The sequence below is a fragment of the Limoniibacter endophyticus genome (genome assembly GCF_014652835.1).
Taxonomy (GTDB): domain Bacteria; phylum Pseudomonadota; class Alphaproteobacteria; order Rhizobiales; family Rhizobiaceae; genus Limoniibacter; species Limoniibacter endophyticus.
On sequence record NZ_BMZO01000003.1, the window covers coordinates 166950 to 183470 of the forward strand.

18 protein-coding genes are annotated in these 16521 nt (G+C 55.6%); 10 read left to right on the plus strand and 8 right to left on the minus strand.

Features of this window, described 5'->3' with window-relative positions:
- Positions 1-267: 267 nt before the first annotated feature.
- From rpsT to IE151_RS05420, 4 genes are all read right to left on the minus strand, one after another.
- On the minus strand, positions 268-537 hold the full coding sequence (rpsT, locus tag IE151_RS05405; RefSeq protein WP_189488705.1) for a 30S ribosomal protein S20: 270 nt from the start codon (positions 535-537) through the stop codon (positions 268-270).
- Between the two features lie 170 nt (positions 538-707).
- Positions 708-1481 carry an enoyl-CoA hydratase gene (locus tag IE151_RS05410; protein ID WP_189488707.1) on the minus strand — a complete coding sequence of 258 codons (774 nt, stop codon included), beginning with the start codon at positions 1479-1481 and terminating at the stop codon, positions 708-710.
- A 126-nt stretch (positions 1482-1607) separates the two neighbouring features.
- Entirely contained in the window at positions 1608-2507 is a 900-nt protein-coding gene (mutM, locus tag IE151_RS05415) for a bifunctional DNA-formamidopyrimidine glycosylase/DNA-(apurinic or apyrimidinic site) lyase (RefSeq protein ID WP_189488709.1), read from the minus strand.
- The gene (locus IE151_RS05420; protein ID WP_189488711.1) at positions 2500-3738 is read right to left on the minus strand and encodes a phosphopentomutase; all 1239 of its coding nucleotides are present in this window, start codon (positions 3736-3738) and stop codon (positions 2500-2502) included. The genes mutM and IE151_RS05420 overlap by 8 nt, the downstream gene beginning before the upstream one ends.
- A gap of 140 nt (positions 3739-3878) precedes the next feature.
- Between IE151_RS05420 and IE151_RS05425 the strand changes: the two genes are divergently transcribed.
- On the plus strand, positions 3879-4769 hold the full coding sequence (locus IE151_RS05425; protein ID WP_210310861.1) for a PhnD/SsuA/transferrin family substrate-binding protein: 891 nt from the start codon (positions 3879-3881) through the stop codon (positions 4767-4769).
- Positions 4770-4771: 2 nt separating this feature from the next.
- Here IE151_RS05425 and IE151_RS05430 read toward each other — a convergent pair whose 3' ends face one another.
- The 3 genes from IE151_RS05430 to IE151_RS05440 form a co-directional block, all read right to left on the minus strand.
- Positions 4772-5344 carry a TadE/TadG family type IV pilus assembly protein gene (locus IE151_RS05430; protein WP_189488716.1) on the minus strand — a complete coding sequence of 191 codons (573 nt, stop codon included), beginning with the start codon at positions 5342-5344 and terminating at the stop codon, positions 4772-4774.
- A gap of 13 nt (positions 5345-5357) precedes the next feature.
- Positions 5358-5900 (minus strand): TadE/TadG family type IV pilus assembly protein, encoded by a 543-nt coding sequence (locus tag IE151_RS05435; RefSeq protein ID WP_189488718.1) that lies wholly within the window; start codon positions 5898-5900, stop codon positions 5358-5360.
- 137 nt (positions 5901-6037) lie between these two features.
- Entirely contained in the window at positions 6038-6433 is a 396-nt protein-coding gene (locus tag IE151_RS05440) for a pilus assembly protein N-terminal domain-containing protein (protein ID WP_189488720.1), read from the minus strand.
- A 298-nt stretch (positions 6434-6731) separates the two neighbouring features.
- On the opposite strand from IE151_RS05440, the gene IE151_RS05445 reads away from it, so the two are divergent.
- From IE151_RS05445 to IE151_RS05485, 9 genes are all read left to right on the plus strand, one after another.
- Positions 6732-6914, plus strand: coding sequence for a Flp family type IVb pilin (locus IE151_RS05445; RefSeq protein WP_189488722.1), 183 nt, complete (start codon positions 6732-6734; stop codon positions 6912-6914).
- Between the two features lie 200 nt (positions 6915-7114).
- Positions 7115-7630 carry an A24 family peptidase gene (locus IE151_RS05450; RefSeq protein ID WP_189488724.1) on the plus strand — a complete coding sequence of 172 codons (516 nt, stop codon included), beginning with the start codon at positions 7115-7117 and terminating at the stop codon, positions 7628-7630.
- 133 nt (positions 7631-7763) lie between these two features.
- Positions 7764-8564: a Flp pilus assembly protein CpaB gene (gene cpaB, locus IE151_RS05455; RefSeq protein WP_189488726.1), complete on the plus strand. Its 801-nt coding sequence runs from the start codon at positions 7764-7766 to the stop codon at positions 8562-8564.
- On the plus strand, positions 8564-10099 hold the full coding sequence (locus tag IE151_RS05460) for a type II and III secretion system protein family protein (RefSeq protein WP_189488728.1): 1536 nt from the start codon (positions 8564-8566) through the stop codon (positions 10097-10099). Before cpaB ends, IE151_RS05460 begins: the two co-directional genes overlap by 1 nt.
- Positions 10100-10110: 11 nt before the next feature.
- Positions 10111-10797, plus strand: a complete 687-nt coding sequence (locus tag IE151_RS05465; protein WP_280517235.1) for a CpaD family pilus assembly protein — start codon at positions 10111-10113, stop codon at positions 10795-10797.
- A 1-nt stretch (position 10798) separates the two neighbouring features.
- Positions 10799-12103: a CpaE/TadZ family protein gene (locus tag IE151_RS05470; protein WP_189488732.1), complete on the plus strand. Its 1305-nt coding sequence runs from the start codon at positions 10799-10801 to the stop codon at positions 12101-12103.
- Between the two features lie 25 nt (positions 12104-12128).
- On the plus strand, positions 12129-13595 hold the full coding sequence (locus IE151_RS05475) for a TadA family conjugal transfer-associated ATPase (protein ID WP_189488734.1): 1467 nt from the start codon (positions 12129-12131) through the stop codon (positions 13593-13595).
- 53 nt (positions 13596-13648) lie between these two features.
- Positions 13649-14635 carry a type II secretion system F family protein gene (locus IE151_RS05480; protein WP_189488735.1) on the plus strand — a complete coding sequence of 329 codons (987 nt, stop codon included), beginning with the start codon at positions 13649-13651 and terminating at the stop codon, positions 14633-14635.
- 4 nt (positions 14636-14639) lie between these two features.
- Positions 14640-15614 (plus strand): type II secretion system F family protein, encoded by a 975-nt coding sequence (locus IE151_RS05485; RefSeq protein ID WP_189489048.1) that lies wholly within the window; start codon positions 14640-14642, stop codon positions 15612-15614.
- Between the two features lie 55 nt (positions 15615-15669).
- On the opposite strand, the gene IE151_RS05490 is transcribed toward IE151_RS05485, so the two are convergent.
- Positions 15670-16440, minus strand: coding sequence for a tetratricopeptide repeat protein (locus IE151_RS05490; protein ID WP_189488737.1), 771 nt, complete (start codon positions 16438-16440; stop codon positions 15670-15672).
- Positions 16441-16521: the final 81 nt, after the last annotated feature.

Here is a 16521-nt window from a genome sequence, read left to right on the forward strand (position 1 = left end):
TGCTTGACAGGATTGTGCCAATCAAAGCGATTTCCGCCTGTGGATAACCTATGGATAAACTATGGCAACCCTATGATCTTTATAAGTAAATTCTATGGTTAATGAGTTGTTACTATCGAAAAACCGGGCGTAAAAAAACCGCGCTTTGCGTGTATCTGCAAAGCACGGCCAAGAATACGGGCATGCGCGAATACAGGCGCAAGTCCTTATGCGACAAAGAAAACCCGGCAAATGATTGCCGGGCCTCTAAACGCTCTGATTGTAACCTTAAGCGGCTGCGATCGCGTTGACGCGATTGGCAAGGCGCGACACTTTGCGCGACGCCGTTTTCTGATGGAACACGCGCTTGTTGGCGGCGCGCATCAGTTCAGGCTGTGCAGCCTGGAGTGCGGCGGATGCTGCCTGCTGGTCGCCAGCGGCGATCGCTTCTTCAACCTTGCGCAGGAAAGAACGAACCCGCGAACGGCGGCTCTTGTTGACTTCGGTGCGGGCAGCGATTTTACGCGTTGCCTTCTTGGCCGAAACTTTATTGGCCATGATGCCTCTCTTGATCTCGGTAAATTGCGCGATCGCCTGAAGCAACAGCGCACAAAAATAAGTGGCAACCAGTGAGGTTGCCTTTGCTTGGAGGGGCTTATAGTCGCTCCAGCTTCTCGCGTCAACGCCCAACTGCATGCACGCGACGCAATTCGGAGTCGATAACCGGCTTACCTGTTCTTAAAATTCGCGGCACGCTTTTCAGCAAAAGCCGCCATGCCCTCTTTCTGATCTTCAAAAGCAAAGAGCGAGTGAAACATCCGTCGCTCCAGACGAAGGCCCTCCGCCAAGGTCGTCTCATAGGCACGATTGACCACATCCTTCGCCATGATGACGGAAGGGAGAGAGAAGCTTGCGATTTTCTCGGCTGCCTTGATTGCTTCATCGACCAGATTGGCTGCCGGAACGACGCGTGACACGAGACCGCTACGTTCGGCTTCTGCCGCATCCATCATGCGACCAGTCAGGCACATGTCCATGGCCTTGGACTTGCCGACAAAGCGCGTGAGACGTTGCGATCCGCCCATCCCCGGGATGACACCCAGCGTGATTTCCGGCTGTCCGAATTTGGCATTGTCGCCGGCGATGATGAAATCGCACATCATGGCGAGTTCGCAGCCGCCGCCAAGCGCATAACCGGCAACGGCAGCGATGATTGGCTTGCGAACCCGCACCAGTCCTTCCCACTCGGAGAAGAAGTCCTCACGATACATGTCGGCGTAGGACTTGCCCTGCATTTCCTTGATATCGGCGCCAGCAGCAAATGCCTTCTCCGATCCGGTCACCACGATGGCGGCGATGGAATCGTCCGTATCCAGCGCCGTCAACGCCGTCACCAACTCTTTCATCAATTGTGTATTGAGCGCGTTGAGTGCCTTAGGGCGATTGAGGGTGACGAGGGCGACCTTGTCGCGTTTATCGACGAGGATCGTTTCATAGGCCATGGCTTTGCATTCCTCCGATTGCATGATTGGCCGCCACCTTAACCCATCGTGGCATCAAGGCAATTCCATCGTCCGGGCGTATTGGGAATTTCATACCGGCGATTTTCGCACAACCGATGTGCGGACTCATTGCTGACAGGCAGGGCAATAGAAGGTCGAGCGCCCCGCCTGCGTGATCCGCGAAATCGTGCCGCTGCAACCTTCATGACGGCAAGCTTTGCCCTCCCGGTCGTAGACGGCGAAGTTGTGCTGAAAATAGCCCATGGTGCCATCCGTCTGGATGTGGTCTCGAAGGGACGAACCTCCGGCCGCGATCGCATCGGCGATAACATCGCGAATGGCTGTTGCCAGCACTTCGCAACGATCCGTTGATCCGCGCCCTGTTGCAATGCTGGCAGCGCTGCGGATTGGTGAAAGCCGGGCGCGCCATAGCGCCTCACAGACATAGATGTTGCCAAGGCCGGAAATGAGCTTTTGGTCGAGAAGCGTCGTCTTTGCCGGACTCCTTCGTCCTGCGAAGCCAGCTTTAAGAAAAGCTCCGTCAAGGGCATTGCCGGTCGGCTCCATGCCGAGACTTCTTAAGAGCGGGTGATCATGGAGGAGGGCGGGAGCGCTCATCAGCAGAAAACCAAAGCGGCGCGGGTCGTTGTAAATGACGCGCAGCGGCTTTCCCTCGCCATCGCTCAGGTGAAAGACGACATGATCGTGAGCAGCAAGCTTGCTGCGCTCATGGTAGAACTCGCCAGGCGTCTGGTTGCTGTTCGTTTCGATTCTGTAGGAGCCGGACATCCCTAAATGACTGATCAGGACGTGGCTGGGACTCCCTTCCTTTTCTAGATGGATCAGCAGATATTTGGCGCGCCGCGCCAAAGCACTGATCCGGTGGCCTTCGACAGCATCTGCCAGTCCTTCCGGAAAGGGAAAACGCAAATCCTTACGGCGCAATTCCAGCCGCTCGATCAGTCTGCCTTCCATGGCAGGCTGCAAACCCCGTCGAACGGTTTCTACCTCGGGAAGCTCAGGCATTGGTTTGGACCGCCTTGTAGAAAGATCTGCCGCTCTCGCCGGGCTCCAGGTCAAGGTGATCGGCAATGGTTGCGGCAATATCGGCAAATGTCGTGCGAAGGCCGATGTCGCCCCCTTGTGCTCCCCCGGCCCACCCGATGATCGGAACGCGTTCCCGGGTATGGTCCGTACCCGGCCATGTTGGATCGCAACCATGATCGGCCGTTATGATCAGGAGATCGTCTTCCTCCAGCAAAGCCAAGACTTCAGGGAGGCGTGCATCGAAAGTCTCTAGCGCTGCAGCGTAGCCCGGCACGTCGCGGCGATGGCCGTAAAGCATGTCGAAGTCGACAAAGTTGGAAAAGACGAGGCCTCCTGCTGGCGCGTCCTTTATCGCTGAGAGGGTCGTATCGAACAGCGCCATATTGCCGCTGGCCTTGCGATTTTGCGTTAGCCCGTTCTGTGCAAAAATATCGCCGATCTTGCCAACCCCGATAACCTCGCGTCCACCAGCCTTCAGACGGTCGAGCAGGGTCGGTTTGTGTGGCGGCACAGCGTAGTCGCGACGATTGCTCGTGCGTTCGAATGTTCCGGCGCTCTCACCGATGAAGGGGCGTGCAATCACGCGCCCGATGTTGAGGGGATCGACGAGCGCGCGCACGTCCTCGCAGAGCGCATAAAGCTGCTCCAGCCCAAAATGTGTTTCGTGTGCTGCAATCTGAAAGACGGAATCGCTCGAAGTATAGCAGATCGGCATGCCCGTGCGGATGTGTTCTTCGCCATGACGATCAATGATCTCCGTGCCGGAGGCATGGCAATTGCCCAATATGCCGGTGAGGCCATTGCGCTGGAGAATGTCATGAACGAGCTTGGCCGGGAAACACGGAGCGGTCTTTGGAAAGTAGCCCCAGTCGAAGGTGACGGGCAAGCCTGCGATTTCCCAATGGCCGGAGGGCGTATCCTTGCCGCTTGAGGTTTCTTCCGCGGCTCCGTGAAAGGCGCCGGGCAGGAGCGTAACATTGTCAAGCATCCGAAACCCTGTGGCGATTTGCATGGCCTGCGGCAGGCCAAGCGCCATCATGTTAGGGAGCTTCAAGGGGCCGGTCCCGGTTAGTCGGCTGTCGCACTGCCCTTTTTCACAGGCGGCCGTGATATGACCAAGCGTATTCGCGCCTTCGTCTCCATAGCGGGCTGCATCCTTCGCGCCACCGATGCCGACCGAGTCGAGAACGAACAAAAAGGCTCTGGCCATCCCAATTCCGCTTCCTGTCTAGGGTAAGCAGACGCAAACCCTGTTTTTGTCTTTGCCTATCCTCGTAGATAGGGCGATGCTACGATATCGGCAATCGAAATGCCGATCCCGTCGATGTTCGCAAAAAGAGGTGGTCGCTCATGCCGAAGCCCTCCCTGTCTGCTCTCGTGGCTGCTTGTTTTTCTTTAAGTCTCCTTGCCACTTTTTCTCAAGCCCAGGAAGCAGGCTGGCGCGACCAGATTGGAACTTTCAAGATAGGTCTCGTTGTTCAGCCAGGGCAGCCGCTGCCGGATCGAACCCTCATCCGAGAAGCCTTTTCCAGGCAACTTGGAATGCCGGCTGACATTGTCCTGGTGCGGGATTATCCGAGCCTGATCGACGCGCAGGCCAGCGGGCGGGTCGACTACGCGATTTACTCCTCTCTGGCTTATGCGGCCGGTACGCGGTTCTGCAAATGCGTGTCGCCGCTTGTAATGCCGCTGGGGCGGGTCGACGGAGAAGAGAATTTACGGGTCGCCGGGCAGAAAATTCTTATCCGCGAGCGGAGCAACGGGGCTGCACGCTTGCGGCGGCTTGTCGCCGCGCAAGACACCGTGTCGTTTCATGCATGGGATCTGGTACGTGCGGAATACGGTTTTCCCGCAGATATGAAGATACTGCCTGCTCCCACGCAGGAGGAGGCACGCAAACTCTTTGCCGAGAACAAGGCCGACATGATCCTCGATTGGGAGCTGGTCTCTCTTGAAGGAGAACGCATCCAGCTCTCTGAAAACTCCGATGACGGGATAGTGCTCGTATGGGAGTCCGGCGCAATATTGCCGCTTGGCATTCATGCGGTTCGAAAAAACGTCCCCGCAGAAGCGAGAAAGCTCCTGCTTTCCATGATGGAGGGAGAGGACACCACGAGCCTCGAGCTGTTCGAGCAACTCGAGCCGGTCTACAATGCTGGCTTCGTTGAAGCGACCGAAGCCGATGTTGCACCTGCCATCGCCGTGTTCGACGGGTGGATCGAGACGCAACGCACCGATTAATCCTAGTTCTTCGTGCAGTCAGCGCACTCCGTATTGTCCATTCGAGGAACGAGGACGCGCGTCGAGCCCATGCTAATGTTGAAATTAGTCAGATTGAGGCTGTCTTGCGAGTTGTTGTAGGTCAGGATCGGTTTGTACCTGAGGTCGACTGCCGCTTTCAGGTATAAATCACCATCGGCCAGCGACGTTGGGGGAGAGGGGTCTACCGCGACGGGTTTATGGCTGATATCAGTAGCATTCCACCACTCCATTTTCCCTGAACCACCGTCCTTCTTGTACATGGCGACCGATATCTGGGCTACGGACCTATCATATGGACGCAGAAGGTTGCGGCCCAGCGTCAAGACGGCGTCGATATCCTGCCTGCTGATGCTGGATTGCTGGGTGATCAGGTCGGCAACCATGTAAGCAGAACGGTCGAGTTTCTTGTTTGTGTCGATCGCCTGGCTCGCCTCCACCATCATCAAGTAGATCATGATCAACAGAGGTGCGATAATGGCGAATTCGACAACCGCAACGCCGCGGCGATCGGAAGCGAAACGTCTTGGTGCTGCATTGAAAAAACGAGCGAGCATTGTTCTTCCGCCACTAAAAAGGTTCATTTTGCCAGATCGCGGTGGCAAAGATCAGCATTTTCCCGCGCTCGCTCGGCATCTGGTAAGCGAAACGGCCAACTAGATCGGTAAAAATCGGCCACTTGTACATGACATGAAGCATGTTCTTCTCCATGGCGCCGCCGATCTCATATTTGTAATTGTCGCCGACGATCTTCCCATCGCGGTCAATCTGGACCTGAGTGAGCTCGGCAAAGGTTCCGGCTGTTCGCATGTCGACGATAAGATCGGGGCATCCCGGACGGACCATGAGCTTGATCCGGTCACAAACCATGGTTTCCAGAGAGACTTTATCAACCGACTGCATCTGCCCGGTACGGAACTGGCGCGAAACACTGTCAGCGGCGTGGGCCATCATCTGGCGTCCTGCAAAGGAGTAGGCTGTTTCAAGCGTATTAAATACAAGCATAAGGAAGGGCAGCGCCAGAATCGCAAACTCAACGGCCGTTGCTCCATCCTCGTTGCGTCTGAATTGAGACTGGCCCGAGCGTATTCGCCTTGGGGATTTTTGCAGCATTTATCGAAAATCCATTAAATCAATCAGTGGCGGCGATAATGCTGAATCTTCTTTGAAGAAATGTTTCCGAAATAAGTAAAATGCGCCCGTTCAAAGGGCGCACAACGATTTGTTTCGGAAAGAGCGATGTGGGATGCCTACTGTTCTTTCACAGCGCTATAGGCGCTTTCGCAGAAGGGAGTGCAGGAAAGAACCTGTTTCTCCGCGCGCCGATAAATCCGAACTGATCCCTCCTGCTCGTTTCCGACGAATATCGTCTCGTCGACGATCGGGTTGCCGTGCTGGTTCAGCACAACAATATTCGTATTGCCAGGGTTCTTACCTGTCAGGACGATGGTTCGGGCATCTTGCACTGTTGCATCGGCGATGTCTGGGTTGCCGACAACGACCGTTTCTGCAGCCTCACCGATGCGCAGGATTGCGGCTTTATTTATAGTGACGTTGATCTCTGCTTGCGCTGGGGTTGCAAGAAAAACGCCGCCCAGGAATGCGATGTAGAGGTTGGTTCTTATAGACAGGGGGATACGCCGCATTAGTTGTGCTCCAGGCCGGATCATTTTTTCCATCATGGCGAAGAATGGTGAATTCCCTATTAATGAAATCTAGTTCGATAATTTTGTGTACTTATATAATTTAATAATGCACAATAATATAACTTGCTTGAATTTTCTGGTTTATTATTTATTACCTATAATGTATTTCCGTTTTTATATTGTATAATTAAAAATATAATTTTTCCATTGCAGAGAGATTTCGGAGGCATATTCGGCTCGTCAAGCGGCAGGCACAAGCCGCTGTTGATAATTTGTACAACGTTGTTGGAGTTTGAATATGAAGAATGTTTTCGTAAAATTTGCACAGGACGAATCTGGTGCGACGGCCATCGAATATGGTTTGATTGCAGCCCTTATCGCCGTTGTCTGCATTGGTGCTCTCACCACGCTCGGTACGCAGATGAAGGAATCCTTCACCAAGATCGGTAGCGAGATCGGTGCCGCAAACAGCAGCACCTAACGGGTAGCTCCAGCCTTTGGTTTCTCGCCCGCGCCTGTGTAACAGGCGCGGGCTTCGATTCGTGCAGATGATCATGACGTTCAGGCACCGAAGCTACAATCGTCGCACGCCTTTACGTCTTGATCAGGACTTTCTTTTACATACCGCGTTGGCGGGTCTGCGCTTCAGCGAGGGCAGTTTGTTTGTGGGGTAGAAGTCGTATGGTTCAAGCAGCCATTTTCGTCATTTTTCCATTTTGCATGATGTTTGCGGCGTTGTCGGACCTTCTTTCCATGACGATTGCAAATCGCATTTCCATTACACTGATTATTGCCTTCGCAATTCTCGCACCTTTGACAGGCATGGATTGGTATGCGTTCGGCTGGCACTTCGCAGCCTTTGCCATGGTGCTCGGCGTCACCTTCGCGCTTTTTGCTCTTGGTGGTATGGGGGGAGGCGACGCGAAATTGCTTGCATCCACCGCCCTTTGGATCGGTTTTGACGCCAACTTGGTTGTTTATCTGCTTTATGCCGCAATAATCGGTGGCGGGTTGGCGATCCTCATGCTGGTCTTGCGAGGACGCTCTTTCGACATTGTCTACGGACGCAATGTTTTCCTCAAGAACATCGTTAATACGGAGCAGGGCGTTCCTTACGGAATTGCGCTCGGCATAGCGGCCGTCATCGTGTATCCGGCCACTCCTCTGATGCAGTGGGCGATCAAGGCATCCTTCTAAGTACATATAAGAAAAGCATAATATATTACATAAACGATATATTAAGTACGTCTGAATACCAAAGATTAACCGTAATTTGACGAATTGCAGCAATAGTTACGGGACGTTGAAATCGTTTAAAGAGGTCCCGACAATGGCTATATCGCGCGCAGTGGTTCTGGCGGTCGCAGCCGTTACCGCCGGTGGCGCTTTCTTCATCGCCAGAAATATGACGTCGGTACCGCCGCAGGTCATTCATGAAGAAGCCGGTCCACAGATTGCATTGTCGGAAATTCTGGTGGTTCAAAGCGATCTTCCGGTCGGCGCTTCGATCGACGGCCAGCTTGCCTGGCAACAATGGCCCACCGACGCCGTGAATGCCTCGTTCATTCAGAAGGTAGTCGAACCCGATGCGATCGAGACTCTCACCGGCTCGACGGCTCGCGCACCTCTGTTTAGGGGCGAGCCGATGAACAAGGCAAAACTCATTTCGCCCGGCCAGAACGTGCTTTCTGCGCTGCTGCCCTCCGGTAAACGTGCCGTCGCCCTGGGTATCGAAACGGATTCTGCTGCCGGCGGCTTCATTTTGCCGAATGATTTCGTCGATATCATCATGACCCGCTCCGAAACGACGGATGGAGCCACCCGCTTTCTGACAGAAATCGTCCTGAGCAACGTCAAGGTTTTGGCGATCGATCAGACCATTCAGGAAGACGCGTCAGGTAACAAGACGCAAATCGGAAATACTGCAACGCTGGAGCTCGATGAAGAGCAGGCGAGGATTTTGACGGCCGCCCGCCAGATGGCAGCCAGCCTCACGCTTGCGTTGCGCTCCATCTCGGATGCACAGGAAGGCGTGGGACCAGCGGCAACCTATCTCGTTAACGGCGGCGGACGAGGTGACACGATACGTCTAATCAAGAATGGTGAAATGAGCGAAGTGGGGACCAATTGATGAAACACCTTGCCGGGAACACCCTTCGCGCCGTTCTTTCCGCCGCTGCGCTTTTTTCAACGACTGCTCTGACGAGCGGCCCGGCTAGCGCACAGGTCTCGTCTATAACGAGTTCGGCGAATGCCCAGAAAGTTCAGCTTGGCCTCAACAAATCGATCATCGTCGATTTGCCGTCTGATGCCTATGACGTGCTGGTCGCCAATCCGGCAGTTGCAGATGCCGTGACGCGGACGTCACGCCGCATCTACCTCTTCGGCAAGGCAGTGGGCCAAACCAATATTTTCGTCTTCGGGCCGAACGGTTCGCAGATCGCCAATATAGATCTTGCAATCGAACGCGATGTTTCCGGCCTGGAAGAGCACCTCAAGCGCTTTATTCCCGAATCGGATATCAAGGCCGAACTCATCAACGACAACGTAGTCCTCAGCGGAACCGTGCAGACGCCGCTTGATTCGCAGCGCGCAATCGATCTGGCGACGCTCTATGTGTCGGGCGGTGAAGCAACCACCGGTCAATATACACAAATGAGCGCGGGTACGGCCAGCGGTGCAGGCGGCGTCGCGGGCGCCGATATTTCCAACCCGGACACGACGCGCCGCACAAGCCGCATCGTCAATCTGCTTCAGGTGGTTGGCGAAGACCAGGTCATGTTGAAGGTGACTATTGCGGAAGTCTCGCGCAACGTCATGAAGCAGCTCGGCGTCAGCATGACAGGCGGCGGCACCACTAACGGCATTACCTGGGGCGCTTTCTCGCTCCCGGCTACGGGCGTCGCTGCCAATGCCATTACGGGCAGTGGTGTCTCGCTAGCTACGAGCAGCCTGACCTCATATTTGAATGCGATGGAGCAGGCCGGTGTCATGAAGACGCTCGCCGAGCCCACTCTGACAGCAGTATCGGGCGAACAGGCGACTTTCCGGGTCGGCGGCCAGTTCAACATGATTACTGGTCAGGCGGTTGAGGAAAACGAGGTGACGGGCGCTGAACGCATCGTCTATGAGCGGGGCCAGATTGATTACGGCATCGGGCTCGAATTCCAGCCCGTAGTGCTTTCTCCCGGGCGCATTAGTCTGAAGCTGCGGACATCGGTCTCCGAGCCCACCACCGAGGATTCGTCATCATTATCGGCTGGTGCCGGGCAGCTCGCCACAACCTTCCTTTCGCTGCGCAAGCGTTTGGCCGAAACGACGGTTGAACTGCCTTCAGGTGGTTCGATGATGATCGCGGGGCTGGTCCGCGATGACGTACGGCAGGCTTATTCCGGGCTGCCGGGGCTTTCGAAAATACCCGTATTCGGGACGTTGTTCCGCAGCCGCAGCTTCGTCCGCAACGAGACCGAACTGGTCATCATCGTAACGCCATATCTCGCGCGCCCGACCGCGCGTCAGGATCTCGCCAAGCCCGACGACAATTTCAATGCGGAGTCGGATCCGGCCGCGATCTTCCTTGGACGGATCAACAAGCTTTACGGCACAGCGAATGCCCAGGTCCCACAAGGGCAGTATCACGGCGTCGTTGGCTATATTTACAAATGACGGGGGTCAGCATGTTTTCGGCAAGTTCTCGGACTGGGGTGCGACGCCTCTCGATCTTTGCAGCCTTGGCGTCCTGCATGGCGTTGGGCGCTTGCGCAAACTCCATCGACCGTACGCAGGTCTCGTCAATCGACGATTACCGGACCAATCATCCGATGGTCGTGGCCGACAAGGAGCATGTCATCGATCTGCCAGTTCCGCCGGATCATTACGGCATGTCGATAGATCAGCGCCATACGCTGGCGGGTTTCCTCTCCCGCTACGACGCGGCAAAGGCCCCCGTGCTGGCGATCACCATTCCCTCTGGCGGCCAGAATGATGCGGCTGCCCTTCGCACCGCGGCGGACTTCCGTCAATACGCGCACTCGCGTGGCATCAGGCAGGACCGGATCATCCAGCAAACATATCAGGCGGGACCCGATGAAGTCGCGCCGCCGGTACGCTTGAGCTACATGGCGGTACGTGCGCAAGTCGCGCCGTGCGGCAACTGGCCGGAGAACCTGATGGATAATGAGAAGAACCGTCATTATCGAAATTTTGGCTGCTCCTATCAAAACAACATAGCGGCGCAGCTGGCCAATCCCAATGACCTGCTCGGCCCGCGCGAACTCGGTGAGATCGATCAAACGAAGCGTGGCGGTGTTCTTTCCACCTATCGCGGACAAAGCGGCGCCTGGTCCCCAGCCCTGAGCTATTGACATGACTGAGAACGATACTGCCGAACTGGCTTACCGGACGGACCATGACAGGGTTCAAGGGCACCAGGACAATGCCGCAATAATGAACTCGCTGCGGCCTATTCCGCGCGTCACCATTCATGCTTTTTGTGAATCGGAAGGCGTTGCCGAACCGGTAAGACGGGCGTCCTTGGATCGGAGAATGGCGAAGGCGCATCTGAAGATGAACATGGGTGGTATCGCTGCTGCGATCGAATTTTATCGCGATGCGCCCACGCCCAATCTCATCATCATAGAAAGCCGCATGAGTGCGCAGGAGCTGATGGCAGCGCTTGGCGATCTGGCAGAACATTGTGACGCCAACACCAAGGTAGCTATTATCGGACATTTCAACGACGTATGGCTATACCGCGAGCTGATGCGTTCCGGTGTGTCGGAATATACTGTGGCGCCGTTGTCGCTTGCCGATGTACTGCGTATGATTTCCGAGCTCTTCATGGATCCCGATAAGGGACCTATAGGCAAAAGCTTTGCTTTTGTCGGTGTCAAAGGCGGGGTAGGCGCATCTTCGATCGCGCATAATCTGGCGTGGACGCTTTCGCAGAATTTCGAGCTCGAAACCGTTCTGGCCGATATGGATCTGGCGTTCGGAACCGCGAATATCAACTTCGATCAGGACCCCCCTCAAGGTATCTCGGAGGCGGTCTTTTCGCCCGATCGTCTGGACGAAATGTTCATCGACCGTCTTCTGGCTAAATGCGGCGATCATCTATCTCTGCTCGCTGCTCCATCAACGCTGGACCGTGCTTATGATTTTTCCGCAGATGCCTTTGTGCAGGTCATCGAAGTCATGCAGCGGACGGCGCCGCATGTCGTCCTCGATATTCCGCATGTCTGGACGGCGTGGGCCAAAGCCACGCTGATTCAGGCTGATGCCGTTGTCATTGTCGCTACGCCCGACCTCGCTTGTCTGCGCAATGCAAAGAACCTCGTGGATATGCTGCGCCGAAATAGGCCCAATGACAGCACCCCGTATCTGATCCTCAATCAGGTTGGCATGCCGAAGCGACCTGAGATTTCCGCAGCGGATTTCAGTCACGCGCTGGACATCCAGCCTTCGGCTCAGATTCCCTTTGATCCAGCTCTTTTCGGCACAGCAACCAATAATGGCCGAATGATCGGAGAGCTACAACCCAAGCATCCCATTTCGCAATCCTTTAACGAGATTGCGAATATGTTGACGGGTCGAGTAGCCGCAACGACCAAGAAGAATTCGAGCAAGCTCGGCGGCTTGGCAGGTCTCATTGACCGTCTGAAACGCAAGTGAACGACGTTATGAACGGATAAGCAGGATGTTCGGCAAAAGAGGAAAATCGGGCGAATCGCGGAGTTCTGTCGAACCGCCGCGGGCGGCTCCGCGCGATGCGCAGACGGTCGATACAGCCGTTCTGGAACGACCGGCGGAAGCGCCGCGGACTCCCGCTCCGGTGCAACGCGCTGCACCGCCGCCACCGGAACCCAAGCGCGTCGAACGCTCGGATGAATATTACCGGACAAAGCAGCAGGTTTTCTCCGCGATGATCGAGACGATCGATCTGTCGCAACTGGCCAAGCTCGACCCCACCGCTGCACGCGAGGAAATCCGTGATATCCTCAACGAGATCATCGCCGCCAAAAATATTGCGATGGCGATCTTCGAGCAGGAAGAACTACTCGAGGATATTTGTAACGACGTTCTTGGCTACGGTCCTCTCGACCCGCTTCTGGCACGCGATGATATTGCCGATATCATGGTGAACGGGGCAACCGACGTTTATATCGAGGTCGGGGGCAAGGTGGAGAGGGCAGGTATTCGCTTTCGTGATAACCAACAACTGCTCAGCATCTGTCAACGTATAGTCAGTCAGGTCGGACGTCGCGTCGATGAAGCAAGTCCGATCTGCGACGCGCGTCTGCCGGATGGTTCGCGCGTCAATGTCATTGCACCGCCACTGGCCATTGATGGCGCCGCGCTCACAATTCGTAAGTTCAAGAAGGACAAGTTGACGCTTGATCAGCTTGTGCGGTTCGGTGCGATTTCGGAGCCGGGAGCCGAGATACTCAAGATTATCGGTCGCGTGCGCTGCAATATCATCATCTCCGGCGGGACCGGCTCGGGCAAGACCACCTTGTTGAACTGCCTGACCAACTATATCGACCGTACTGAACGGATTATCACCTGCGAAGATTCTGCCGAATTGCAGCTGCAGCAGCCGCATGTGGTGCGTCTTGAAACGCGCCCGCCAAACCTCGAAGGCGAAGGTCAGATCACCATGACGGACCTTGTCAAGAACTGTCTCCGTATGCGCCCCGAACGCATCATTGTCGGTGAAGTACGCGGCTCCGAGGTTTTCGACTTGTTGCAGGCAATGAACACTGGCCACGACGGTTCAATGGGCACGATCCACTCGAATTCGCCGCGCGAGTGCCTCAATCGTATTGAGTCCATGATTGCGATGGGGGGCTTTTCCCTGCCGCAGAAGACTGTGCGTGAAATCATTGTCGGCTCGGTGGATATCATAATCCAGGCCATGCGCCTGCGCGACGGTTCGCGCCGCATCACCCACATCACCGAAGTGACTGGTATGGAAGGCGATGTCATCATCACGCAGGATCTCGTCAAATACGATATCGTCGGTGAGGATGCGAACGGCAAGCTCGTAGGCGAACACCGATCCACAGGCATCACGCGTCCATATTTCTGGGACCGCGCCCGTTATTACAATGAGGAACAGCGCCTTCTGAGCGCGCTGGAAGCCTTGGGGCCGAGCGACGCCTGAGGGAAGGCAACGCAGGTCGGCTGTATCATCAGGATTCGAAAGGTCGAAACGCCATGACGACATTGCTCTTTGTCTTGCTTACGGCTTTTGCTGTCGCATGCGTCGCCTATGCTGTTCTGCTCCCGTCCTTGCAGAAGGAAGCAGCCATAGAAAAGCGAATGCAATCTTCTGGGTTGCGTAGCCGGGATAAATCCGGCCGGCAGACACTCGACAAGTCCAAGGAAAGCGAACGGCGCAAGAAGAATGTTCAGGAAACCTTGAAGGATCTCGAACAACGTCAGAACGTCGACAAGCAAAAGCCTCCTTTGAAGGTGCAGATCAGGCAGGCTGGCCTCGATGTTGACGTGCGCAAATTCTATATGTTTTCAATCTTGGCCGGGTGCGCTCTTGCCCTCATTGCCTTTGTTCTGCGTGCTCCGCTCTATGCTGTAGGGGGCGCTCTCATCGTTGGTTCGCTGGGTGTCCCGCGCTGGTATCTGAAGCGTCGCGTCAAGAAGCGTATAAAGGCGTTTCTGAATGAATTTCCGAACGCGCTTGAGATCATCGTACGCGCCGTCCGATCGGGTCTGCCTATCAATGACGGAGTCAGACTGATCGCGGTAGAGGCAAAGGAGCCGGTGAAGACCGAGTTTCGGCGGATCGTGGAGGCCCAGCAGATGGGAATGCCGCTTCCCGAAGCCGCGCTGAAGATGAGCGAAACCATTCCATGTCCGGAAGCGAATTTCTTCGGGATCGTTCTGCAGATACAGCAACAGGCAGGCGGCTCCCTGTCCGAAGCGCTCGGCAATCTTGCTAAGGTTTTGCGCGAGCGCAAGAAGATGTTGGCGAAGGTGCAGGCGATGTCGATGGAGGCAAAGGCGTCAGGCGGGATCATCGGTTCGCTTCCCATTCTGGTGGGACTTGCTGTGTATGTCATGACGCCGGACTATCTTATGCCCCTCTTCACGACGACGACTGGCAACCTGATTTTGGCGGGTGCTGCAACCTGGATGGGGATTGGCATATTCGTGATGCGCGCGATGATGGACTTCGAGGTGTGAGATGATTTCCGACATAGTTGCAGGTACTCTCGGCGATCCGTCCTTCCTAATCGCGTTGCTTGTGGCCATCGCCATGTTCGCGACGGTCTTCACGCTGCTGCCGTCGCTCGGACCCGATCCGATGAAGGAGCGGATGAAAAGCGTCGCCTTGGAGCGCGATGCGATGATGGCGAAGCGGCGCGCCCAGTTGTCTGCGGAAGGTCAGCGCGGGCGCCTGCGTGAAAATGACGCCAAGGGTATGCGGCAGATTGTCGAAAAGCTCGACTTGCGTAAGCTCCTGGCCGACGAAAGCACGCTCATCAAATTGCGTCAGGCAGGTTTGCGCGGTGAGAACCCGATGACGCGCTTCCTCTTTTTCCGCTTTGCCCTGCCGATTGGCGTCCTTATATTGACTGCGGTTCTTTTTTTTGTGGTCGGTATGTATCCAACCGCGTCGTTTCAGCGGAAGCTGATCATCATGTTTGTCGCGGCTTATTTCGGTTTTTATCTGCCCGTCCTCTATATCTCAAATTTGACGTCCAAGCGTCAGGCCTCCCTCCGAAGAGGTTGGCCTGACGCTCTCGATCTGCTGCTTATCTGCGTGGAATCCGGCATGTCGGTGGAAGCGGGATTACGGCGCGTTGCGCAAGAAATTCATATGCAGTCGGTCGATCTGGCCGAGGAGCTTGCGTTGACCACAGCGGAACTGTCCTATTTGCCGGAACGAAGACAGGCATATGAGAACCTGTCGGACCGGACCGGACTGGACGCGATCAAGAACGTGATGCAGGCTCTCATTCAGGCTGAGCGTTACGGTACGCCCGTTGCTACGGCGCTGCGGACACTGGCCAATGAAAGCCGGGAGATGCGCATGATGGAAGCCGAGAAAAAGGCCGCTGCCCTTCCGCCAAAGCTGACCGTGCCGATGATCCTGTTCTTCCTGCCTGTACTTTTCGCCGTCATTATCGGGCCGGCAATTCTTCAGGTGATGCAGCTGTAGTCTTGCGGGGAAAAGTTGGCCATCCGTCGCGGGTTTTCCGTAGATGAGACGATAATTACTGCGCCTTCGTCTTCTGATCGCGCAAATCGTTCCAGACATTTTTTTGCGAGAGCAGGGAGCGCAGGTAAGCCACATTTGCCTGCGCCTGTTGGGACGGAAGATCACGCGCGGCTATTTGCTCCGCCTCCTGAAAACGGCCCTGAAGTCCTACTGCCAGGGCCAGGTTCTGCCGAATACGCGGATCAACTCCGGGCGCCTGAGCAGCCTGCTTCAGATATCGTTCGGAGTTGGCGAGATCGCCTTCGAGAAGATATGAAACACCCATGTTGGAAAGAACCGAAGGCTCGCCAGGCTTTATTGTGAGTGCTTTATTGTAGAGGACTCGCGCTTCGTTCACCTGCCCGAGCTGATCGAGGATCGTAGCCTCGGCGGAAAGCAGGCGCCAGTCGGGATATTCCGGTGTCTGAGAACGGCGGATGGCATCAAGTGCCTGGTTGAGTTCTCCCGCCGCTGCAAGCGCCTTGCCGTACTCAGCCAGTACCGTCCGGTCCGTTGGATAGTCGATGGCAAGTTTTCGCATGACGGCCAGTGATTGGTTTGCATTGCCACTTGCCTGAAGAGCCGAAGCGTAGCGCATGGCCATGCGCCCATCTTTCGGATTCTTTGCGTAAGCCTGACCAATTTGCGCCAGGGATCGTGCGTTGGTGGCATCACTGCCGGATGGCGCGATGGAACCTGTCGTCATCGGATCGCGGCGATCATGCGTGCAGCCTGCAAGGCCGATTGAAAATGCGATGGCGGTGGTTATCATCAGGGCGCGCATCATGTTGGCCTTTGTTCATGCATGCAAATCGGATCAATGATGAGGAAACAACTACTTCCCTTGCGTTAGAAATAATCCGTTAAC